This is a genomic window from Mycobacterium sp., assembly GCF_965230835.1.
Taxonomy (GTDB): Bacteria; Actinomycetota; Actinomycetes; order Mycobacteriales; family Mycobacteriaceae; genus Mycobacterium.
In genome coordinates this window covers 4,518,169-4,539,235 of sequence record NZ_CBDDLW010000002.1, presented here as the reverse complement: position 1 = coordinate 4,539,235, position 21,067 = coordinate 4,518,169, and the positions used below count along the sequence as shown (strand labels likewise).

Annotated in this window: 17 protein-coding genes and 3 pseudogenes; 12 read left to right on the top strand and 8 right to left on the bottom strand. The window is 60.8% G+C overall.

The window, feature by feature from the left end; translation table 11 throughout:
- Positions 1-444: 444 nt before the first annotated feature.
- Positions 445-1,482: a hypothetical protein gene (locus tag ACO07W_RS20765; RefSeq protein ID WP_421845479.1), complete on the bottom strand. Its 1,038-nt coding sequence runs from the start codon at positions 1,480-1,482 to the stop codon at positions 445-447.
- A gap of 614 nt (positions 1,483-2,096) precedes the next feature.
- Here ACO07W_RS20765 and ACO07W_RS20760 point away from each other — a divergent pair.
- The 3 genes and pseudogenes from ACO07W_RS20760 to ACO07W_RS20750 form a co-directional block, all read left to right on the top strand.
- Complete coding sequence (locus ACO07W_RS20760; protein WP_421845478.1) at positions 2,097-2,312, top strand: alcohol dehydrogenase catalytic domain-containing protein; 216 nt, start codon at positions 2,097-2,099, stop codon at positions 2,310-2,312.
- Between the two features lie 356 nt (positions 2,313-2,668).
- Positions 2,669-3,895: an IS110 family transposase gene (locus tag ACO07W_RS20755; protein ID WP_421845748.1), complete on the top strand. Its 1,227-nt coding sequence runs from the start codon at positions 2,669-2,671 to the stop codon at positions 3,893-3,895.
- A 20-nt stretch (positions 3,896-3,915) separates the two neighbouring features.
- Positions 3,916-4,728, top strand: a pseudogene (locus ACO07W_RS20750) (zinc-binding dehydrogenase); the annotation flags it as partial.
- A 32-nt stretch (positions 4,729-4,760) separates the two neighbouring features.
- On the opposite strand, the gene ACO07W_RS20745 reads toward ACO07W_RS20750, so the two are convergent.
- The 4 genes from ACO07W_RS20745 to ACO07W_RS20730 form a co-directional block, all read right to left on the bottom strand.
- Positions 4,761-5,111 carry an alpha/beta fold hydrolase gene (locus tag ACO07W_RS20745; RefSeq protein ID WP_421845477.1) on the bottom strand — a complete coding sequence of 117 codons (351 nt, stop codon included), beginning with the start codon at positions 5,109-5,111 and terminating at the stop codon, positions 4,761-4,763.
- Between the two features lie 129 nt (positions 5,112-5,240).
- Complete coding sequence (gene istB, locus ACO07W_RS20740; protein ID WP_421845476.1) at positions 5,241-6,074, bottom strand: IS21-like element helper ATPase IstB; 834 nt, start codon at positions 6,072-6,074, stop codon at positions 5,241-5,243.
- Positions 6,071-7,450, bottom strand: coding sequence for an IS21/IS408/IS1162 family transposase (locus tag ACO07W_RS20735; protein WP_421845475.1), 1,380 nt, complete (start codon positions 7,448-7,450; stop codon positions 6,071-6,073). The genes istB and ACO07W_RS20735 overlap by 4 nt, the downstream gene beginning before the upstream one ends.
- Before the next feature lie 70 nt (positions 7,451-7,520).
- On the bottom strand, positions 7,521-8,045 hold the full coding sequence (locus ACO07W_RS20730) for an alpha/beta fold hydrolase (RefSeq protein WP_421845474.1): 525 nt from the start codon (positions 8,043-8,045) through the stop codon (positions 7,521-7,523).
- 270 nt (positions 8,046-8,315) lie between these two features.
- Between ACO07W_RS20730 and ACO07W_RS20725 the strand changes: the two genes are divergently transcribed.
- A complete protein-coding gene (locus ACO07W_RS20725; protein ID WP_421845473.1) occupies positions 8,316-9,587 on the top strand; it encodes a hypothetical protein in 1,272 nt (423 codons plus the stop codon).
- 107 nt (positions 9,588-9,694) lie between these two features.
- Here the strand turns inward: ACO07W_RS20725 and ACO07W_RS20720 are convergent, their stop codons facing one another.
- The gene (locus tag ACO07W_RS20720; protein ID WP_421845472.1) at positions 9,695-10,018 is read right to left on the bottom strand and encodes a hypothetical protein; all 324 of its coding nucleotides are present in this window, start codon (positions 10,016-10,018) and stop codon (positions 9,695-9,697) included.
- 221 nt (positions 10,019-10,239) lie between these two features.
- Here ACO07W_RS20720 and ACO07W_RS20715 point away from each other — a divergent pair.
- A protein-coding gene (locus ACO07W_RS20715; protein WP_421840069.1) for an IS3 family transposase occupies positions 10,240-11,384 on the top strand; the annotation gives its coding sequence in 2 pieces (ribosomal slippage) (positions 10,240-10,507 and positions 10,507-11,384; 1,146 coding nt in all).
- Between the two features lie 8 nt (positions 11,385-11,392).
- Here ACO07W_RS20715 and ACO07W_RS20710 read toward each other — a convergent pair.
- Both ACO07W_RS20710 and ACO07W_RS20705 read right to left on the bottom strand, forming a co-directional pair.
- Entirely contained in the window at positions 11,393-12,955 is a 1,563-nt protein-coding gene (locus ACO07W_RS20710) for a flavin-containing monooxygenase (RefSeq protein WP_421845471.1), read from the bottom strand.
- 123 nt (positions 12,956-13,078) lie between these two features.
- Entirely contained in the window at positions 13,079-14,356 is a 1,278-nt protein-coding gene (locus ACO07W_RS20705; protein WP_421845470.1) for a cytochrome P450, read from the bottom strand.
- 64 nt (positions 14,357-14,420) lie between these two features.
- Here ACO07W_RS20705 and ACO07W_RS20700 point away from each other — a divergent pair, with 64 nt between their 5' ends.
- The 7 genes and pseudogenes from ACO07W_RS20700 (at position 14,421) to ACO07W_RS20670 (ending at position 21,057) form a co-directional block, all read left to right on the top strand.
- The gene (locus tag ACO07W_RS20700) at positions 14,421-14,582 is read left to right on the top strand and encodes a hypothetical protein (RefSeq protein WP_421845469.1); all 162 of its coding nucleotides are present in this window, start codon (positions 14,421-14,423) and stop codon (positions 14,580-14,582) included.
- Between the two features lie 92 nt (positions 14,583-14,674).
- Positions 14,675-14,872, top strand: a pseudogene (locus ACO07W_RS20695) (hypothetical protein); the annotation flags it as partial.
- A gap of 137 nt (positions 14,873-15,009) precedes the next feature.
- Positions 15,010-16,197 carry an RNA-guided endonuclease InsQ/TnpB family protein gene (locus ACO07W_RS20690; RefSeq protein ID WP_421841682.1) on the top strand — a complete coding sequence of 396 codons (1,188 nt, stop codon included), beginning with the start codon at positions 15,010-15,012 and terminating at the stop codon, positions 16,195-16,197.
- Between the two features lie 57 nt (positions 16,198-16,254).
- Positions 16,255-17,818: pseudogene (locus tag ACO07W_RS20685) on the top strand (N-acyl-D-amino-acid deacylase family protein); the annotation flags it as partial.
- A 14-nt stretch (positions 17,819-17,832) separates the two neighbouring features.
- Complete coding sequence (locus ACO07W_RS20680) at positions 17,833-18,759, top strand: alpha/beta hydrolase (protein WP_421845468.1); 927 nt, start codon at positions 17,833-17,835, stop codon at positions 18,757-18,759.
- Between the two features lie 162 nt (positions 18,760-18,921).
- Complete coding sequence (locus ACO07W_RS20675; RefSeq protein WP_421846146.1) at positions 18,922-19,593, top strand: TetR/AcrR family transcriptional regulator; 672 nt, start codon at positions 18,922-18,924, stop codon at positions 19,591-19,593.
- 408 nt (positions 19,594-20,001) lie between these two features.
- Positions 20,002-21,057 (top strand): lysophospholipid acyltransferase family protein, encoded by a 1,056-nt coding sequence (locus ACO07W_RS20670; RefSeq protein WP_421846145.1) that lies wholly within the window; start codon positions 20,002-20,004, stop codon positions 21,055-21,057.
- Positions 21,058-21,067: the final 10 nt, after the last annotated feature.

Sequence of the window (21,067 nt, the reverse complement as noted above, 5' to 3'; positions counted from 1 at the left end):
TCTCGGCTGCACCGGCAGATGTAAGTTGCTGACTTTAAACTGACATAATGTTGCTTATCGGCATAAGGGAGGAAGCCGGAGAGGGCGGGCGGCACCCGTTTGGCGGTGACTGGTTTGCCGTGCCCGGTCCCGTGGAAAGCCTTAATCCTGTCGCGCGGTGCTGGTGGGCTTGCCCGGACGTGAGTTGATTCCGCGCCCCTGTTTCGGTTTGTGTCCCGGGGCGCGAATTTGCCGACCATTACGTCACTGTGACGAATTCTGATCGTCAGGGCTGTTCGCCACGGCATTCTGAATATTCCCCTTCTTGGTTCGGTGGTAACTATTGGAGGCGTGAATCTGCGGACTCGTTGGCCGCGATAGGCCCTAGTTCGCTCAACGGTCCCCTCCTGGGCTGCATCTGTTCCTTTCGTCACGGTGACGAAAAGGTAAGGCCCCGCTCTCCCGCTATTCTTGACTAATTGCAATGTTGAGGTCTCGAATGCTGTCCAGGTGTTTCGGTTGCAGTTGGATTTGTCCGAATGACAATTCGCGATCAATCGCCGGGAATGCTATTAACGACATTCGACCTTCTGTGCTGCTGGGTGCGATGATGGCACCTGAAAAAAGTTCACCGTTCGGCACTCCTTCGAGTGCCGAATAGATTACCGGCGTTCGTTTCCATTGCAGCATCCCGTAGATCGTTAGCGTTTCAATTTGGTATAGCTCTCCATCGGGTACGGTGAAGTAGACCGCGTCGCCAATGCAATCGGCCGTATAGCCCCAGTGCCACTGGGGTTCCAGGGGGTCGGGCCTTCGGTCGGATAGCGCTTCAATGAGAGGTAGCGCCATGTCGCGGATGGGCTTTACGGACGCGAGCGCATTGCTTGAACGCAGTAAAAGTGCTTCACCATATGCTGAATAGGTGGAGTATTCTGGATGCGAATTACCATTTGCGTCGTAGAGTGGTTCATTCGGTTGGAAGTTCATGGGAGGCGAATTTGTGCCGACCCAGGCTTCTGCATTGTTCCACTGAAGGTATATAAAGTTGTCGTTTATTAAGTTCCGGTCCGCCGTTTTCATACTCGCGAGAAAATAAAAGTGTTCGGAGATGGGGCGGTCCCATGGCGCAAAAGTGAAAAGTTCGACGTTATGGTGCGTTGCATTCCCGATGGCGGTTTCGGTAAAGCCAGATGACGATACGATTGCGCGATGCGCAATTTCGGGCATGTCATTGAACTTCGCGACCAGCACGTCTATGTCAGCGGCATCGAGCGGATTTGACCAATGCCTGACTTCGAAACCTTTAAATGCGTGGATGCCATCGGGTGTGTCCACGGTAATAGTGACGTCCACATCGTGCGGTTGCTCCGCGAGTGCGTCTTCTGGTGTGTTGCCCGACGTCACGTCGACGTTGACCGCGAGGGCGCCCCAGTTCAATACGCATAGTGCGGCGAGATACTGCACGAGAATGGGCGACGGCTGCAGCTTCTCCGGGTCAGACATGCGCATGGTCGGCCGTGGCTGTTTTGATCCGCCGCCCGCTGGTCCGGCCGCGGTTCAATTGCGGCGGTGGGCGCTGCGGGCCCCAGTCGCTCGTGCGCGCCGCCGCGCCGGGTCGGATAGGCATAGCCTGTTGCCGCTCACCTCTCGATCTCGCATGGACCGATCCTATGGCCGGAACGGCGCGCGCTGGCGCACGAACACGGTTATGGCCTCGGCGGCACTTCAATGCGTCATGATGTTGCCGTCGGCATCTGTGTGCCCTCTCATTCTCGCGGAATCTCTCCCCTAGGGATGTGAGACGGGCTAGTGTGTCCGGGCGGCGTCTATCCGACAAAACGTCACAGTGACGATACGTAATGGCGATACGGGCCCCTATCTGATAGCTGTCATGCAATTGCCGTCCGCACGCACCCGTCGGCGGCGCGCGGGCGATGCGTCCCAGCTGCCGCCAGTATTCCTGCGGCCATACGGAAAGTGAAGCATGTATGCTCCGTATGCAAGCGTTAAGAACTGTACGTTGGTGCCGTTGCAGGAGCGTCCATGCGGTTTGAACAGATTGTCGGTCGCGCTCGAAGGTTGGCGGCGCGCGCTTCGCTAGCCCGCCGGGGCTCGTGATGCGTGCCTCAGTTTTGCGGGACGGCCACATGGTGTTGTCCACCGAGGTCGAGCAACCGATACCGGGGTCCGGGCAGGTGCTGGTTGCTGTGCGGGCTTGCGGGATATGCGGTTCTGATGTCCATTTCGCCCAGCATGGTCGAGAGGTCATGCGTCTAGGCGCAGAAATGAAAGGTCTGCCGCCCGGTCAGTTCGCCGTCGACCTAATCGTTTAGTAGGGATTGGTTACCGGTCCGGGTGTTGGTGACCGGGGCCTGTTTCTTGCGGGATCTGCCGTCAGGTGACGTCTGGTGTTCCCGTCGTTCGACGACTTGAGAAAGAGCGGCGCGTCTGGCGGCAGGTCTTGTCGGGTTGGTGGTGAGATTCCGTTGCCCGAGCCCGTCGCAGGGGTGACTTCCTGATGGTTGTTCTCGAGCCTTGAGCTCTTCGACAGAACGAAGTCCTGCGATGTGCTGGAGTCACGGACGGCTAGTGAGATGACGGACCTTGGAGTCCCGCGATTAGGGCGCCGCGTGAGTCCACCGGTAACGGCGCAACCATCCACCGACGAAAAAGTGAGGACGTCTTGGGCTTGTTTTGTGGAATCGACTGGGCTACTGAGCATCACGATGTTGCTGTGGTTGATGACGACGGGAGGGTGGTAGCCCGTGCACGGCTGGGCAATGATGCGGCCGGGTTCGCGCAGCTGTTGACGTTGCTGGCTGAGGCCGGTGACAGTGCCGCTGATCCGATACCAGTGGGGATGGAAACTGATCGTGGCCTGTGGGTGGCGGCGCTGCGAGAAACTGGCCGGGTGATTTATCCGATCAACCCGTTGGCGGCTTCGCGGTATCGGGCACGGTATGCGGTGTCGGGGGCCAAATCCGATGGTGCCGACGCGGTGCTGCTGGCCAATATTGTGCGCACCGACCCCGGCGCGCACCGCCCATTGCCCGCCGACACCGAGTTGGCCCAGGCGATCCGGGTGCTGGCCCGCGCTCAGCAAGACGCGGTATGGGCACGTCAACACATCGGCAACCAGATTCGCGATGTGCTCAAAGATTTCTACCCGGCGGCCATCACCGCGTTCGCCGACCTGCCCGAGGGCGGGCTGGCTCGTCGAGATGCGCGCACCATCTTGGCTGCTGCACCAACCCCCACCCAGGCGACCAAGCTGACCCCGGCCCGACTGCGCCGACTGCTGGCCAAGGCCGGCCGCCGCCGCCATCTCGACCGTGACATCGAACGGTTGCGGGAGGTGTTCACCGACACCTACCTGCACCAACCACCGGTCGTGGAGAACGCGATGGGTATCCAATTGGCAGGGCTGCTGGGTCAGTTCGAGGCTGCCTGCACCACTGCTGCTGATCTCGCCGAGGCGGCAACCGCCCATTTTGAGCAGCACCCGGACTCCACGATCATCACCAGCTTCCCCGGACTGGGGAACCTGGCCGGTGCCCGGGTACTCGCCGAGATCGGTGATGACCGCGCCCGCTTCACCGACGCCCGCGGACTGAAAGCATTCGCCGGAGCCGCGCCGATCACCCGCGCCAGCGGCAAGAAAACCCTCGTGTTGCACCGCCATATCAAGAACCGGCGCCTGGCCGCCGTGGGTCCCATCTGGGCTTTGGCATCGCTGCGCGCCTCGCCGGGCGCCCGTCGCCACTACGACACCCGCCGCGCCGCAGGAGACTGGAACCACCAAGCCCAACGACATCTGTTCAACAAATTCCTCGGCCAACTCCACCACTGCCTGCAAACCGGCCAGCACTACACCGAACATCTAGCCTTTCCACCTCCTCCCTCGCTCGTGGCTTGACTTTTAACTTCGTGAGATGTCTTTCTCGAGATGTGTTCATGGGGCACGAATTCTGTGGTGAGGTACTTGAGGCAGGGCCTGACACGGCCGCCCCGCCCGCGGGAACGCTGGTTACCTCTATTCCGGCGCTGATTTCAGCGAACAGTGTGACGCCTATCTTCTACACCAACCATATCGTCGGAGGCTATGCCGAGCAGATGTTGTTGTCGGCGCCATTGCTGGTGTCGGTGCCGCGTGGAGTCGACGCTCGCCGTGCCGCCTTCACCGAGCCCGTTGCGGTGGCGGTGCACGCCGTCAACAGATCAGGGATCCAGCCCGGTGAAAACGCCGTCGTTTTGGGTTGCGGACCGATCGGCCTGGCAATCGTTGCCGTGCTTCGGCTTCGGGGCATTGAGCACATAGTCGCTGTCAACCGATCACCGTTTCGGCGCGGGCTTGCTGCCCAGATGGGTGCGCACGTGACGGTTGATCCGCGCGAGGAATCACCGTTCGACGTCGTATCCGGCGCAGTGGTGTTCGAAGCTGTGGGTGCCCCCGGCGTTCTTGACGATGTGCTGCGGCAGGCGCCATTCGGTGCGAGGGTGATCGTCGCGGGCGTCTGCATGGAACAGGACTTCATTCGCCCATTCTTTGGTATCGCCAAGCAGATCGATCTGTCCTTCGTATTCGCCTATGAACCCGATGAGTTCAAAGCCGCGTTACGGGCGATCGCAGACGGGGTGATCGACGTAGAACCACTCATCACGGGCGAAGTGGGGCTGGACCGGGTCGACGAGGCGTTTAGGGCCCTGGCCGATCCCAAGGATCACGGCAAGATTTTGGTGATTCCGTGACGGCCTCCCTGCCCACGGCGGATCGGCTCCGGTTATCCGTCGGCGCTCGTTGTGTCCGCCAGGTATTTGAGGATGGCCTTGCAGACGGCGCCCGGCTGGTCGATCTGGAGAAAATGACCAGCGCTCTTCACGATCTCCAATCGGCTGCCCGCAGGTAGCGTGGTGATGATGTCGCGGGTATAACCAACCTGCATCGCACCATCTTGTTCGCCGTGCAGTATCAGCAGCGGCGCGGCGGGCAGCCGGAGCCGATAGCGGTGCAACTCGGTGTAGGTCGCGGCCGGTCTGCCCGGCCGGAACATCGAACGGTAGTAGGCGATAGCTGCGGTGCGGTGCGCGAGGCTTGGCAGGGCGCTTAGGGCATCAGTCACGCCAAGCGACACATCGGCGCTGGTTGGTGACCAGTCGCGCCGGAGTTTTGGAATCACGTGCTGCAGAACCCGCTGCGGTGATGGGGCTCGCCGAAAGTGCTCAGAGTTGCTCGGTGAAAGTGCTCACCGTGTGACTGGTTCTTAGTGTAGTTGGTGGACAATGCTTGCTACTTGTCGGAGTTTGCTGGCTTCTGTTTGGTGGTCACGTAGTCGGTAGGATTCTCCGTCGAGGTTGATGACGACAGATCGATGCAGGAGTCGGTCCAGAAGCGCGGCGGCGATGGTGTTGTCTCCGAGTATTTCGCCCCATGAGCTGACTGACCGGTTGGTGGTGATGATGATTGATGTCTTCAGATACCGTTGGGAGACAACTTGAAACAGGGCGGCAGCGGCCTCACTGGGTAGCGGAAGATAGCCCAATTCGTCGATGATGAGTAGGGTCGGCCCGGCGTAGAACCGCATGGTGGCGCTCCAGCGGCCTTCGATGGCCGCGCGGTGACAGCGGGCGGCTAGATCTACTGCTGTGGTGAAGTAGGTGCGATACCCTGCGTGGACAGCCGCGCGTGCTAATCCGACTCCAAGATGGGTCTTTCCGGTACCTGGTGGCCCGATCAACAAAATGTTGGTCGCTGTTTGCAGGTAGCGGCATGTCGCGAGTTCTGTGAGCAGGTTCGCGTCGATCCCGGCTGCGGCGTCGATATCGAAGTTGTCCAATGATGCGGGGGTGGGCAGACACGCTGACCGTAGCCGGCTGGCCAGCTTACGTGCTTGGGCAGCGTCTACTTCGATGGCCAGTAGCTGTTCGAGAGCGGTGGTCAACGTCAGGTGGTGATGGGTGGCATTGTCGATCACTGTGGGTAGTGCTTGGGCGGCAGCGTCGAGCCCTAACGTGCTCAGATGACCGCGTAGCCGCTGATAGCAGCTCGCGGCATCAGCGGTGTTCGGTGCGGTATCGGCGGTGGTGATGGTGGTCATGTCAGAGTGTTCCTGTCGTGTGCGGCTTGTTCGTAGACCGACATGTCGATGATGGTGGGATCGGTTTTGCCCGACCCGTTCACCGTGGTGTCGGTGAGGGCGTTGGTGTGTGTGATGCCGTGGCGTCGACGCAGTTCGTGGGCTGCTGCGCGTGATGATTCCCCTGGTGGGATGCGTTCTTTGCGTCGATGTGGACGTTGCGAGCTGGCTGCGGCCATAGCCGCATGTTCGAGTGCGATGACATGACCGCCGTCGCGGACGGTGACGCCGAGTCCGTCGGCAGCTAACCGGTGCCGGGCGATCACGATCCCGCTGGTGGTGGCGATATCGGTGAATTCAGCGCCCACGGGGTGAGAGATCACTACCGTCGCTGCGGCCAGCTCTGGTGGTACCGAGTAGCGGTTACCCCGGTAGTCGACCAGGGCTTGGCGAGAGGCGGTACGTGTTGCGGTGATGATCACCGGGTACGGCGTTGGCGGTGGCGCAGACAGGGGTTCGTTGTCGGCGACAGTGGCGACCGAAGAACGCCCGTTGGCGGTGGCGCGGATACGGGTATCGCCGCGTACACGGGCGAAGCGGTCCACATCGGCTTGGGCCTGCTCGACCGACACTTCGTCGGCCAGGGTGCGCCACCACCGTTGCGCGGCGGTGTGGTTGATTTTTTCCACAACACCTTTACGGTTACCGCGCCGTGCAGGACATATCGACAGCACAACCCCGTAGTGTTTGGCCACCCCGGCAAACGATGCACGGACCCTGCCTGATCCGGGATCACACACCGTGGCCATCCGGTCAAACCGCCACGACCTGGTGACACCACCCAAAGCGCGCACCACACGATCAACAGAGGCCACCAGATGCCCCTGATCGGTCGACGGTGATAGCGCCGCACGCCACTTGCCCGAATGCGACAGCGAACCCACCAGCAGATGCGCGGTTTTACCCCACCCCCACGACTGCGGTGGATTCGGCAAATCCAGCCAGTCCCATTGAGTTTCCTCACCAGCAGGATGGGCGATGATAGCGTTGGGCCGATCGGTGACCGTGCGGCACGCTGAGCAGACCGGACGTAACCCGCGATCGCGGATGTTGCGGGTCAACGTCGAATACGCCAACGCAAACCCCAACTCCTCCAACTCATCGAACAAGGTGCGCGCCCACAGATGCGGATCTTCAACCAGGCGCGCGGACACGTAATCAACGAACGGGTCGAAAGCGTCCTCACCGGCGGGTTTGCGTGTACCCGGGCTGGTCACACCATTCAAATAGTTGCGTACCGTGCGGCGGTTGCGTCCGGAGTGGCGCGCGATCGCTGAGATTGACCACCCGCGTTTCCGTAATGCGTGAATTTCCATCTCGTCCTCTCGTGTAAGCATGAGAAAGCGGCCCTCCTAAAACTGTTTGCTGGCATCGTTGACAACAACCAGCATTCAAGGAGGGTCGCCCTCAACAGCGGTGCCACACGGTGAGCACTTTCGATGAGCAACACTGGGCAGTTTCAGCGAGCGCCATCAGCGGTAGGGCGGGGATCTGAAAGAACGGGATGTACCAGCTCATTCGCAATTGGATTGCGGCCATAATGAGCCGCCGGCCCAGGGGGTGGACCGAGGGATCGATAGCGCGTACCGGCGGCAGGGCAAGGGATATATGGGTGCCAAAAGGTGACTTCGGGAGCGCCGCAATGGCGTTGGTGGTCCATGCTCCCCAGTCGTGACCGATCAGGATTGCGTCATCGCCGCCATTGAAGTGTCTATGTAGCGCCAGTGCGTCGGCCATTAATGCGCCCATGTGGTAGTCGCCATCGTCCGGTAGTTCCGTCGGCCAGTAGCCGCGTGTGAACGGGGCGACGACCCGCATACCGTGCTGGGCCAACATTGGGCCCAATAGCCGCCAGCCGTGGGCGCTATCGGGAAAACCGTGTAGGCACAGTGCAAGCCGTCCGTCTGTGGGGCCCCAACAAAGCGCGCGCATGCGAACGTGAGGTAGAGCGATGTCGAGCAGTTGCGGGTTGTGAGCACCCATAGCCGCCCCTCCCGGCTCGCGTACCTACGGTCAGACATTATCCAAATTATGTCTAGTTGTGCACATTAGCACCCACCAGTATCGCGTCGCTGCGATGAATGCTGCCCGAAGCGCTAATATAGTCAAGTAGCTTGACAATATGTAGATGGCGCCTCTAGAGTCCGACTGCGTCAGGAGGTCATTGATTGCATGACAAGCAGGAATGGTGGTGATCGGCGCATGCACAGGCCGCCGTATGCCGGTATTCGGGTGGTATTGGTGTTGTTGTGCGCGATGTGGGGAGCTACCCTGCCGCTAGCTTGCGCGCCAGACGACCAACGGACCTTGGCAATAGCTGCGGAGTGCGGATGGAATATGGAGCTGTCCAAACATACGCTCGACGACCTCAACGTGGCCGCGCCAGACACGGCTGCGGCCTATTGGACGCGGCGATACCGGGTGAAGCCTGGACTGTCACTCAAGATCGAGGGGCACTTCCCCGACGCGCGCTACTTCTCGTTCAATACCTACGACTCACGGTTTCGGAGCTTTTCGACCAACGGCATAACCTCGTCGATCGCCGACTATCAGATAGAACCCAACCCTGACAACGTCAACCCATGGCGCCAGGCGGGCCCACCGGGTGGTTCCTACACGATCAACGTCGGTCCGCACCCCAGTCCGGATGTGGTCAATGCGCTGCCGCTGGCGCCCGCCGGCACTGAAGAAGAACGCGACGGATTCCTCATCTTCCGGGTCTACAAGCCGGGCGGTGATCCGGCCGCCGTCGATCTGCCTAAAGTCACCGTCAGCTCCCCGACCGGTACACAAACATTCGCATCGTGCACCAACCAGGACAAAAATTTCGGTGCAGCCATAAAACGTCTTCCTAGAGCAGGGAAACCGCTGCCGGACCGCGATCCTGACAGCGGATTTGCTCGCATCAATGCAGGCGGCATGTCGGCGTTTGCCAACGTAGACAATGCATATGTCAAGTACCTCTTTGCCCCGCCTCCGGCCGGACAGGTTCTCGTCGTGCGGGGTAAAGCCCCAATCCACCCTGCCGGTGATCACCCGACGCCGTGGCCGCGGCCCGGCGTAGACGTGCGGTACTTCTCAATGTGCAGCTACCCATCTATCTTTCCAGCACCGCTGACGCGAAACCGAATGGCCAATGGCTCTGTCGACTATGGCTGTCGCAACGATGAGCAAACGAAACTGGACTCCGAGGGGTATTACACCTATATCGTCGGCACAGCAGCGCAACGGTCAGAAATCACTGGCGTGCCAGAGGCGAACTTCGTACCGTTGTCGACCGAGTATCTGGGCAATCACTTTCTGCTGTTGCGAAACCTGCTGCCGAACAGCGATTTCGGTCCAGCTATTCAGAATGTCCCGCTCAATGCCACACCCGAGCAGACGGCCGCCATCATGGGCGAATACTATCCGCGCGCCAGTCTGTGTTCGCTGGATTCTGTTGTCAACCAGGGCGTTTCGGCTTGCCGAAGGTAGCGCGACGCTGGGTCTGGGGCGCTCGTCATGGCACCGTTGGTTCTACAGGTTGGAGCGTAATCGAAGCGGTGTGTTCGCAGCGGCAATCTGCTGTCTGTGCTACTGCGCTAGCGCTGGTGAAGTTCGAAGTCGTCGGCGTTGGGTTTTCTGGTCCAGTGCCAGTAGTCGACGACCCGAAAGGGAAATAGCGTTGGTGTGGATCCGGTCGAATTCTTGTAGTAGCTGCGCACCGATGGATGGGCGTAGACCATTTGGTTGGCGGTTTCTCGACTTCGCTTGCGATAGTCGTCGTGCACGTGGGCCCGTGGTTCCAGGGATGCCAGGTTCTGCGCGATCAGGATGTCGAGACACCCCATGATGTAATGCATTTGGCACTCCGACATATAGATGATGCTGACGCCGTTGACGGCGTTGGTTCCGGGGCCGTACATGCAGAAGAAGTTGGGGAATCCGGGGACGGTGATCCCGAGGTAGGCGGCTGGATCGTCGTCCCAGATCGCGTTGAGGTCGTGGCCTCGTGCGCCGGTGATCTTTAGAGTACCGAGTTGATGATTGACGTCGAATCCGGTTGCCCATGGCGTGTTCCCCGTGAATGAGTCCAGCTTGTTTTAGAGTCTCGTGGCCCTAAACGTGGGCTGGAAGGGACAAGGAAATGGCTGGTCGTAAGAGGTATGCCGCCGAAGACATTGTGCGCAAGCTGCGCCGAGCTGATGAGCTGGCCGCCGGCGGCAGCTCCGGTGAGCAGATCGCTGCCGAGCTGGGGGTATCGGCGGCCACCCTGTACAACTGGCGCCGAGCCTACGGGGGAATGGATCTCGATGCGGCCCGCGAGCTCAAGGAACTGCGCGAGCAAAACGGGCGGCTCAAACGGCTGTTGGCCGAGGCCGAGCTCGTCAAAGACGCCCTACGTGAGGTGGCCAAGGGAAAATTTTGAGCCCAGCCGCCAAACGCCGCGCCGTGGACATGCTCACAGAAGTCAAGGGCATCTCAGAACGGTTGGCGTGCCAAGCGGTTGGGCTGGCCCGCTCAACCTACCGACGTGTCCGTATCGACCAGACCCCGGCGGACCCGGATGCCGATCTGCGGGCCTGGCTGCGTTCCTACGCCCGCAAACACCCCTGTCACGGGTTTCGCCGTGCGTGGTCGGCGTTGCGCTACGACGAGCATCACCAGGTCAACAAGAAGAAGATCCACCGGCTGTGGCGCCAAGAGGGACTGCAAGTCGCCGTCCGCTCCCCACGCAAACGTGGTGGTGTGCCCTCAGTGCCGCCGATCATCGCCGATGCCCCCAAGGTGGTGTGGGCGCTGGATTTTCAGTTTGACTCCACTATCGACGGCAGGTCGGTCAAGATCGCCTCGATGCTCGATGAGCACACTCGCGAGTCGCTGCTGGACATGACCGCACGCTCCATCACCGCCGAGGCGCTGGTCGACGAGCTCGAGCGAGTGTTCACCACTGCCGGGGGTCCGCCCACGGTGCTGCGCATGGACAACGGGCCGGAGCTGATTTCTCAAGCGTTGCAGCAGTTTTGCGACGGAAAAGTCGGGCTGACCTATATCCCCCCAGGTCAGCCCTGGAAAAACCCCTACATTGAATCCTTTAACAGCCGCTTACGAAAGGAGTGTCTGAACCGCAACTACTGGACTGACCTGCTCGAAGCCAAGGTGGTGATCAGCGATTTCAAACACGAGCACAACCACCGCCACCGCCACTCATCGCTGGGTTATCGCACTCCGGCCGAATACGCTGCCCAATGCAGCCACACCCATCACCCCATAGCCTGCGACATCAACTAAAATCCAGATCAACAACAACCTGGCTCTAATTCCAGGTGGACCCGATATCGGGGACCAGCCACCCATACCAGGATGTCGGCGCGACGCGAGACGCCGTCGACCGTGGTGATTCCGTCGGTGTTGATGCGGTCGATGCCTTCGCAGACAAGTTCGACGTTGTCGCGTTGCAGCGCGGCCAACCAGGTGCCGTTGTCTTGGAGTACTCGTTTTCCTAGTACTGGGTAGTCCGGCGTTACTTTCTCGGCGAGTCCGGGTTCATGTATTTGAGAGGTGATCCAGGCCAGGAACACATCGCGCAGGTTGGCGTTGAGCTGGCTCACCGAATTATCGTGATCGGTCCAGTTGGGATCGATGCGCACACAGTCGATGGCACCATCATTGATGGGCCACCACAGCACGAACCGTAGCCAGCGGGCATAGAACGGCAGGTGGCGCAGTGCCCACTGAGTTCCCGAGCCGATCGTCTCGTGGTAGTGCGGGTTGGGGAACATCCACTGTGCAGTCCGTTGGTACACGGTGACCTTCGCAACGCTTGGCGCGATGGCGGGCACCAGTTGAAAACCGCTGGCGCCCGCACCGATTACGGCGATGTGTTTGTCGGCCAGGTCGACGTCGTGGTTCCAGGCAGCGGTGTGAAATGCCGGGCCGGAGAAGTCTTCGCGACCAGCAATATCGGGGATCACCGGCTGGCTGAACTGGCCGACCGCGCAGATTAACGCACGCGCGGTAAGGGTTTGTCTGGCGCCGTCGGCAGTGCGAATGTCGACGGCCCACGTATGCGAGTTGTCGTCCCAGGCCGCGGCGATAACCTCGGTGTCGAAGTGCACGTGGGGTTCGATTTCGTGCCGATCCATGACATCGGACAGATACTTCAAGATGTCGGGACCCTCGGAGAAAAAATGCGTCCAATGGTCGTTGGGTTCAAACGAGTACGAATAGTAGTGATTGGCGATGTCAACGCGCACACCTGGATAGGTGTTAGACCGCCAGGTTCCACCGACGCCACTTTGCCTTTCTACGATAGTGAACGGGATGCCGGCCTGCTTGAGTCGGATGCCGGCCAATAGGCCTGATTCGCCACAACCGATCACGATGACCGGATATTGCTGTCGATCACCGACCGCTGACTGCATATCGGCCAGGTCCGAATCGGAGCCGCCCAGATTCAGGTCTGCGGCGATCTGAGCCACGTATTCATCGCCGACATCTCCTCCGGTCAATGCGGAGACCATCTCGCGGAGTTGGGCTTCATCGGGCTCAAATGGTGGCGGACACCCCCGGTCGCGGTATTCGCGGACCACCGCAAAAGCCCGCTCGCGCACAATCGCCATGGCCTCGGCGCTCATCGTTCCCTGCAGCTCATTGGCGACCATCATGTCTGGATGCGGCAAGCCGTGTAGAACCTCGATTCCGCCTGCCATATGGACCATCGACATCATGAGAGCCGGCACACTGAGTTCGTCGAGGGCATCCCGAATGACGTCATCGGCATCGTCGAACGGTGCAGCTACTAAGTCGGCAGTGTCGACGTCAACCGCACTTTGGGAACTGGCGGGGTCGCTGGAGAGCATTGTTACACCATACACCTATCTAATTATGGATGGCCAAGAAATCGGGTATTCGGTGCGGCCGGGGGCGACACGTTGCGTTACCGGCGAGAAGGGTCGTGGATCGGCGTGCCCTCTTGTGGGGCGTTAACCGCAGTAGGAAACCTTGAGCTCTTTGACGCCGTTGAGCCATCCCGATCGAAGCCGTCGCGGCTCGGAAAGTTTGGCAATGTCGGGGATGGTATCGGCGATGGCGTCGAAGATCAGCCTAATCTCCATGCGGGCAAGGTTGGCGCCGATGCAGTAGTGGGCGCCAGATCCGCCGAAAGCTAAGTGCGGGTTGGGGTTACGTAGGATATTGAACTTGAACGGGTTGTCGAACACTCTGTCGTCGTAGTTGGCCGAACTGTAGAAAAGGCCAACTCGCTGGCCTTTTCGGATCGGCACGTTTCCGACGCTCGTGTCGGCCAAGGCGGTTCGCTGCATGCAATGGATGGGCGTCGCCCAGCGGATGATCTCATCGATGGCTGTAACCGGTCGCTGTTCTTTGAATAGCGCCCACTGATCTGGGCGGTCGAAGAATGCGTTCATGCCGTGTGTCATCGCGTTTCGAGTGGTCTCGTTGCCGGCAACCGCGAGCAAAATGACGAAGAACGCGAATTCGGTTTCCTCGAGCACGTCTCCGTCTGCGTCAGGTTGTATCAGCCGGGTCACGATATCGTCAGCAGGGCATCGACGACGCTGCTCGGCCATGGTGTAGGCGTAGCTCACCAGTTCGGCGTTGGCGGCCACCGCATCGCCGTCGAAGTCGGGGTCGTCGGTGTTCATTATGGTGTTGGTCCAGTTGTACAACTGGACCCGGTCGGCCTCTGGGACGCCGATCAAGTCGGCGATTGCCTGCAGCGGAAGGTTCATCGCGATGTCGTCGACGAAGTTGCCGGTCCCCTTGTCGGCGGCATCGCGAACGATCCGATGTGCGGCCTGCGCAAGCTTGCGTTCTATCGCGGCAACTGCCCTAGGCGTGAATAGCCGGCTGATCAGTTTGCGCAGCCGAGTGTGCTCCGGCGGGTCGTGGTTGATGAGCAGCGCTTTGGTCAGTTCCAATTGTTCGGGCGTTGTCCCTTCGGGAAGCCGCATTATGGCGCCCTGGGCGTTGTTCGACCATAGCTGGCTGTTGCGGGAGATGGCTTTGATGTCGTCGTGTCTGCTAATTGCCCAGTAGCCGTCGTCGCCGAACACCGAGCTGCCGCTCGCCTCGGCATCGTCGTGCGACTGCGCTTCGGCCGACCGCTGCGCGATCCACGACACCGGTGCGGTCTTGCGTAGTTCGGCGAATTCGTGAATCGGGATTCCGTCAACGAGAACGTCGGGGTCGGTCAAGTCGAGGCTGGATCGAAACGGGCGGCCGGCTCCACTGGAAGTCATGGGTTCGATGCCTCCTCGGTCGGATCGGGGCTGTCTCGAAGACCATACAATAAAATATAAATGTATGTTGATCTTCTTCGTGATGTCGTTCAGCGGCTGCCGCGGCTCGTCGGTTGCGGGATCGGACATGGCCTGTGGTGGATCAGGGGCGATTGGTGCGCGGTGCTGGGGCTACTCGCTGCGCAGTTTCGGAGAATCCGAGCGGGTATTGACCATACATGTGTGAAGTATTGTAGGGTCGTAGCCGGAGGGGCGGCCGCCGTCGCTGAATTGCAGGTTGGCGCGCGCCCCGCTTCGGTGCGACCAGAGGAGTGGATCATGCATTACGACACCGTGATCACCGGCGGGCGATGGTTTGACGGCATGGGTAGTGCGTCGGGGATCCGCAATATCGGGTTGCGCGATGGGCATGTCGAAACGATCAGCTCGGCACCGCTGGACAGCGTGGGTGCAGAGGTCATCGAAGCCAGTGGGCAATGGGTCATGCCCGGAATGATCGACATCCACACTCATTACCCGAAAATTCGTAGCGCGGGAAAGCCCCGCATCTTTAGTGCGGGGATGGAGCGCATCAATTTTGTTTCCGGGGTGGCCACTGCCTGGGGTCGCGGCGTGGCCGCCGCTTGTCGGTGCCCGGCACTATCGTGACTGGTATGAGTGCCGGGGCTGGTGAGGATGCGGGTAGCGGCAAAGCCCGCTACACCTACCGGCTGCGCATGTCGGGCGTCGCCGAAAAGGCTCTCCTGGTCGAGTGGGATCGCTGCCGCTGGGTGTGGAACCAGTGTGTCGCAGAATCGAAAAAAGCGCATCAGGCAGGCCAGACCTGCGGATACGCGGAACTCGACAAGCAACTAACTGGCTGGCGCCAACAGCAGGATTGGCTGGCCGCTGGATCGGCGGTACCGCATCAACAAACCGTGCGTGACTTCGCGAAATCGCGGGCAAAAGCGCTCAAGGACATCCGGAACCGGCTGCCGATGCGAGCCCGTGCTGGATTCCCCACATTCAAGAAGAAGCAACTCGCCGCGCCCACCCTCAACTACAACCGCAACGCCTTCCGGCTCGTAGACCGGGTGCTGTTTTTGGCGAAAGGTGTTGTGGTGCGGCCGGTGTGGTCGCGGGAGCTGCCTACTGCGCCGTCGAGTGTGCGCGTCTACCGCGACAGTCTGGGGCACTGGTATGCCTCGTTTGTGGTGAAAGCCCAAGCCGAGCCGCTACCAGTCACGGGCCGGGTAGTTGGTATCGACTGGGGTGTGAAGGCTATAGCTACCACCACCAGCGCTGAGCATGATTTGGCGCACCCGCAGCACGGTAAAACCGGATCCGACAAGCTGGCCCGCTATCAGCGGGCCATGGCGCGACGGCGCCCCGGAAAAGGGAAGCCAGGTAGTCGGCGCTACCGGGCGGCTAAAAGGTTGGCGGCCAAGGCGCACAAGAAGGTTGCGCGTCAACGCCAGCAGGACGCACGAATGTGGGCGAAAAACCTGGTCAATGATTTCGATGCGGTAGCAGTCGAGGACTTCAAGCCAAAGTTTTTGGCGAAGTCGACGATGGCGCGTAAGGCCGCCGATGCGGGTATCCGTATCGCGAAAACAGAACTTGTGAACATGGCGGGCAAGCATGGCCGTTGTGTTGTGATGGTGGACCCGAAGTACACCAGCACCGACTGCGGACAGTGCGGGGCAAGAGCCACGCACCGCCTGCCGCTGTCGCAACGCATCTACACCTGTGCCACGTGCGGCACAGTCGCGGACAGGGATCGAAACGCGGCGCAGGTGGTTTTAAACCGGGCAGGGCTGAACCCCGGCGGCGTAGACGGTGTAAGACCCGACGCGGCGTAGCTGCGCTAGGCAACCCGAGCTGCGGAATCCCCCGCATTTATGCGGGGGAGCAGTCAAGACATCGAGTCGTTCTGTGCGCCAGAGCTATCGGAATCATTGCGTCACGGCGTGACGACAGTACTGATCGGATCGTGTTCTCTGTCGACGGTCTATATCGGCAGTGTCGATGCCGGGGACATCTTCGGGCGAGTCGAAGCTATTCCCCGGCGACACGTCATCGATACTCTGGACCGCGCGCGTTGCTGGTCCGGCTGAGTATGTCGACGCGCTGAACGCGCATAACTTAGGTCCCAATGTCGCGGCTTTTATCGGGCACTCCGACATGCGTGCGGCGACGATGAGTTTGGACCGCGCTACGCGAACAGGTATCCGCCCCTCAGGCGATGAACTTGCCCGCATGAAAAGCATGCTTAACGACGCCCTCGACGAAGGGTTCGTCGGCATGTCCTCGCAGCAGCTGCTTTTCGACAAACTCGACGGACAGGTATGCCGGTCGCGGACCCTGCCGTCAACCTACGCCACCGCTAAAGAGCTGCGGAGTTTGAACGCGATTCTTCGGCGGCGCGGGCGCATTCTGCAGTCTGGGCCCAACATCAACAATCCGTTGTCCGTGCTCTCCCAGCTAGCGACATCTCTCGGCCTAGGACGGCCGCGGTTGAAGACCAGTCTGCTCGCGGCGGCCGATACCAAGGCAAACCCCGGGATGGTCCATGTCATGGACTGGCTGGCGAGCGCCGTCAACGGCTTTGGCGGCGACTTCCGTTGGCAGCACTTGCCGGTGCCGTTCGAAGTGTATGCCGACGGCATCTCATTGGTGGTGTTCGAGGAGTTCGGTTCCGGCGCGGCCGCGTTGCACCTGCAGACCGAGCTCGAACGCAATCGTCTTATGCGCGACGAAGATTATCGTCGTCAGTTCCGAAAGGACTACGACAAGAAGTTCGGACCGCGTGTGTGGCATCGAGACTTCTTCGACGCCCACATCGTCGAGTGCCCCGATCAATCGGTGATCGGCAAGTCGTTTGGCCAGGTGGGGATCGACCGCGGCGGCGTGCACCCCGTCGATGCGTTCCTCGACCTCGTTGTTGAACACGGCGAAGAACTGCGCTGGCGTACCACCATCTCCAACCACCGCCCTAAACTGCTCAAGAAAATTGCGCAGAGCCCCAATGTGCAAATGGGTTTCTCTGACGCCGGTGCGCACCTGCGGAACATGGCGTTTTACAACTTCGGGTTACGGCTGCTGCGACATGTCTACGACGCGGAACGTCGCAGCCAGCCGTTTATGACGGTGGAGCGGGCCGTGCACCGACTCACCGGTGAACTCGCCGCGTGGTACGACATTGATGCCGGCACGCTGCGCGAAGGCGACCGGGCCGATCTGGTCATTATCAACCCCGACCGGCTCGACGACTCCTTGGACAGCTATGCCGAGCACCCGATCGAAGCGTTCGACGGGCTGTCGCGCATGGTCAACCGCAATGACGAGACAGTCACCACGGTGATGGTCAACGGAAAGCGGGTTTTTGGTGCCGGGCGGCCAGCTGAGGCCCTCGGGCGTCAGCGATTCGGTCAGTTCCTTCGGGCCGGGCGGTCGGCCAAGACGGCTACCAGCGCAGCTTGAGGGGCAATTGTTCGATGACTCGGTACACCACCACTGGCACGGGAACGAACGGCAAGATCGATCCTGGGCTGCGGGCCTTCGCGCGCATGCTGCCCAGAGGATTCGCGTTACATCGCGGGTTGACGGTGCCTCGGGCAGCGATGTCGCTTGCCGCCCGGTTCGGGAAATTGCGTGACGTATCGATTGAAGTGGTCAACCCCAACGTGAGTGTGCGTGTCCACCGCCCGGCCGGGCTGCCTCAGCGCGCGCCGGTGCTGCTGTGGATCCACGGCGGCGGGATGGTGATGGGCAGCGCCGCCCAGGACGATAAATTCTGCCGGCGGCTTTCCCACCTCGCCGGCGTTGTGATCGCCGCGGTCGACTACCGCCTGGCTCCCGAGCATCCGTACCCCACACCACTTGAGGATTGCTATGCCGCGCTGGTCTGGCTCACGAACCAGCCCTGGGTTGATCCGACGCGGATCGCCATCGGCGGTGAGAGCGCCGGTGGTGGTCTAAGCGCTGGTTTAGCGGTGTTGGCACGGGATCGTGGTGAAGTGGCGCCGGTCTTGCAAATGCTCGTGTACCCGATGCTCGACGATAGAACGGGCGCGCGGCCACACGATCGACGCCGCATTATGTGGTCTGCTCGAGATAACGAGGCCGCGTGGCAGTGGTACCTCGCTGGTGCTGATCCCAACACCGCAGTGCCCGCGCGCAACATCGATTTCACTGGCCTTCCACCAGCGTGGATCGGTGTTGGAACTCTGGATCTGTTCTTAGAAGAGTCCCTCGCCTATGGGGAGCAGCTGCGGGCCGCTGGTATCGCGGTCCACGAAGAGATTGCCGCGGGTGCGTTTCATGGCTTTGATCTCATCGCGCGCAACGCGCCGGTTTCGCTGAGGTTTTTTGCCAGCCAGTGCCGACACCTACGAGCCGCGTTGGTCGATCACGTCCCATAACCAACGCTTCATAAAAGGGTTCGCCGTCGGCGCGAAATCGTTGGCCATCTGGTGTGGCTCGTTCGGCTTGCAACGAATCGGGTTTCGCAAACGATTCTTGCGGGTTGTGTCGATATGATCGCCACATGGCAGATGGCAAGTCCGACAGTGCGAGTCGGTGGAATGCGTAGCCACGGATGGTCCGGTAACACGCCAAGCTCGGATGAAGAGGCAATCGACCGGATACTTGACGCGGCCGATCACATCATCGCAAACCGTGGGTCGTCGATGCGGATCGCCGATGTAGCGCTCCGACTAGGGGTAACTCGTCAAACGGTGTATCGGTACTTTCCCGGAACCGAGGCGTTGCTGGCGGCCGCGGCGATGCGGTCGGCCGACGGGTTTCTCGATCAACTTGCCACACACATCGACGGCGAGACCGACCCTGTCGCGGCGATGGTCGAAGGCGTCGCGTTTGTGATCGAGACTCTCGCGGAGGATAGTCATTTTCAACTTCTCCTTACTAAGCGACAGCCTGGCGGACGAACAGTCTCGTTAACATCGGAGACCGCTCTCACGTTTGGGCGTTCCATGCTGCATCGCCTTGACATCGACTGGGAGCAGCACGGATTCGACGAGGATGCGCTCAGCGATTTGGCAGAGTTCAGCATCCGGATTGTCGCTTCGTTCGTGGCGGACTCGGGACGACCGCCGCGCGAGGGTGTTGATTTGCGGCGCTTCCTGGCTCGGTGGCTAGGGCCAGCGGTGTTGTATCCCCGCTTGACGCGCGCGATGGATACCTTGCAATTGCCCACGCCCCGGCCGAAGCGTCGCAGATCCTCGGCGGCGTCTTGACATCGTTCGGGACGCTACGTCTCGAACAACGAGCGACGCATCCTGTGCTCATGCGTTGAACTGCACCAACATCCGCGGCATTGTCGATGCGTGATCCACCTGTTATCTAACCGTGATGGCTGTTATCATGCTGTTATCAAGCGGATATCGATTCGCGATCGTGAAAATGAGAAGCACTTTGGTCGAAGGGAGTGCTGTACCGACCAGCTGGAAGCGCTTCATGGGTCGGCTTGTGCACGAGCGGCGGAGTTCAAGGATCCAAGGGATGCCGCCTTGTGCCGGGTAGGTCCGGCCCCGACGCGTTACAGGTGATCGAGTCCACGGAGCCCGACGACGTATGCGGTTCACGCCGCTGCTGGCGCGGCACGTACGACCGAGTTGTGACATGTCTCAGGGGGAGTCAAAATGGTGGAGAGTGCATCCGATGCGACGGTGGTCTACCTCGATGAGTATCCGGGTGTCGCGGGTGCTCAGTGGCGCGCAAGGCGCCGCGCTGATGCTAGGCGGCGACATGCATCGGTACCGCCCCGTCGGGCCGGCGGTGCGTGTGGTCACCACACCGCGAGCGTCATCGATCGGCGGGACGCCTTCTGCGCGAAAATAGACGTGCCCGCGCCGGCCGCTGATCTGGCTCAACGTTTCACCGCGGTGGCGAAGTTCATCCGCAAGCGGCTAACCGGTGACTACTCGGTCGACGAGTTCGGTTTCGACCCCCACCTGACCGACACAGTTGTGCTGCCCGTGTTGCGGACGTTCTTCAGGTCGTGGTTCCGCGTCGAAACAAGTGGTATCGAGAACCTGCCGGATGCTGGTGCCGCGCTGCTGGTTGCCAATCATGCAGGCGTGCTGCCGCTGGATGGGCTGATGGCCGCGGTCGCTGTGCACGATGACCACCCTGCACAACGTATGTTGCGGGTGCTGGCCAACGACGTGGTCGTCAGAACCCCGCTGCTTGGACCCGCGGCGCGGAAGGCTGGCCAAACTCGGGCATGCGCTACAGACGCGGATCAACTGTTGTCCAGGGGCGAGCTCGCGGTGGTATTTCCTGAGGGCTATCAAGGACTGGGCAAGCGATTTTCGCAGCGCTACACGCTGCGGTCGTTTGGCGATGGCCAGTGTGTGTCGGCTGCGCTGCGCAACAAAGCCCCAATCATTCCGTGCTCAATCGTCGGCTCTGAAGAGATCTACCCGATGATCGGCGATTTGACGCCGCTGGCACGGCTACTCAAGCTTCCCTACTTCCCTATCACTCCCCTGTTTCCGCTGGCTGGTGCGGCTGGTCTCATCCCGTTGCCGTCGAAGTGGCACATCAAGTTCGGCGCTCCAATTCCGACTGCCGAGTTCGACGACTCCGCAGCGAGCGATCCGATGGTAGTGGCGGAACTTGCCGGACAGGTTCGTGACACCATCCAGGGGACTCTTCGCCAGCTTCAGGGCCAGCGCCGCAACATATTTCTGGGCTGACCGGGCCAGC

Excerpts from the sequence above, each read along its gene's own strand:
- ACO07W_RS20680 (WP_421845468.1), top strand. The coding sequence starts at position 17,833 with ATGACTCGGTACACCACCACTGGCACGGGAACGAACGGCAAGATCGAT.
- ACO07W_RS20725 (WP_421845473.1), top strand. The coding sequence starts at position 8,316 with ATGCACAGGCCGCCGTATGCCGGTATTCGGGTGGTATTGGTGTTGTTG.
- ACO07W_RS20705 (WP_421845470.1), bottom strand. The coding sequence starts at position 14,356 with ATGACTTCCAGTGGAGCCGGCCGCCCGTTTCGATCCAGCCTCGACTTG.
- ACO07W_RS20765 (WP_421845479.1), bottom strand. The coding sequence starts at position 1,482 with ATGTCTGACCCGGAGAAGCTGCAGCCGTCGCCCATTCTCGTGCAGTAT.
- ACO07W_RS20700 (WP_421845469.1), top strand. The coding sequence starts at position 14,421 with ATGTTGATCTTCTTCGTGATGTCGTTCAGCGGCTGCCGCGGCTCGTCG.
- istB (WP_421845476.1), bottom strand. The coding sequence starts at position 6,074 with ATGACCACCATCACCACCGCCGATACCGCACCGAACACCGCTGATGCC.
- ACO07W_RS20735 (WP_421845475.1), bottom strand. The coding sequence starts at position 7,450 with ATGCTTACACGAGAGGACGAGATGGAAATTCACGCATTACGGAAACGC.
- ACO07W_RS20760 (WP_421845478.1), top strand. The coding sequence starts at position 2,097 with ATGCGTGCCTCAGTTTTGCGGGACGGCCACATGGTGTTGTCCACCGAG.
- ACO07W_RS20675 (WP_421846146.1), top strand. The coding sequence starts at position 18,922 with ATGCGTAGCCACGGATGGTCCGGTAACACGCCAAGCTCGGATGAAGAG.
- ACO07W_RS20690 (WP_421841682.1), top strand. The coding sequence starts at position 15,010 with ATGAGTGCCGGGGCTGGTGAGGATGCGGGTAGCGGCAAAGCCCGCTAC.
- ACO07W_RS20730 (WP_421845474.1), bottom strand. The coding sequence starts at position 8,045 with ATGCGCGCGCTTTGTTGGGGCCCCACAGACGGACGGCTTGCACTGTGC.
- ACO07W_RS20710 (WP_421845471.1), bottom strand. The coding sequence starts at position 12,955 with ATGCTCTCCAGCGACCCCGCCAGTTCCCAAAGTGCGGTTGACGTCGAC.
- ACO07W_RS20720 (WP_421845472.1), bottom strand. The coding sequence starts at position 10,018 with ATGTACGGCCCCGGAACCAACGCCGTCAACGGCGTCAGCATCATCTAT.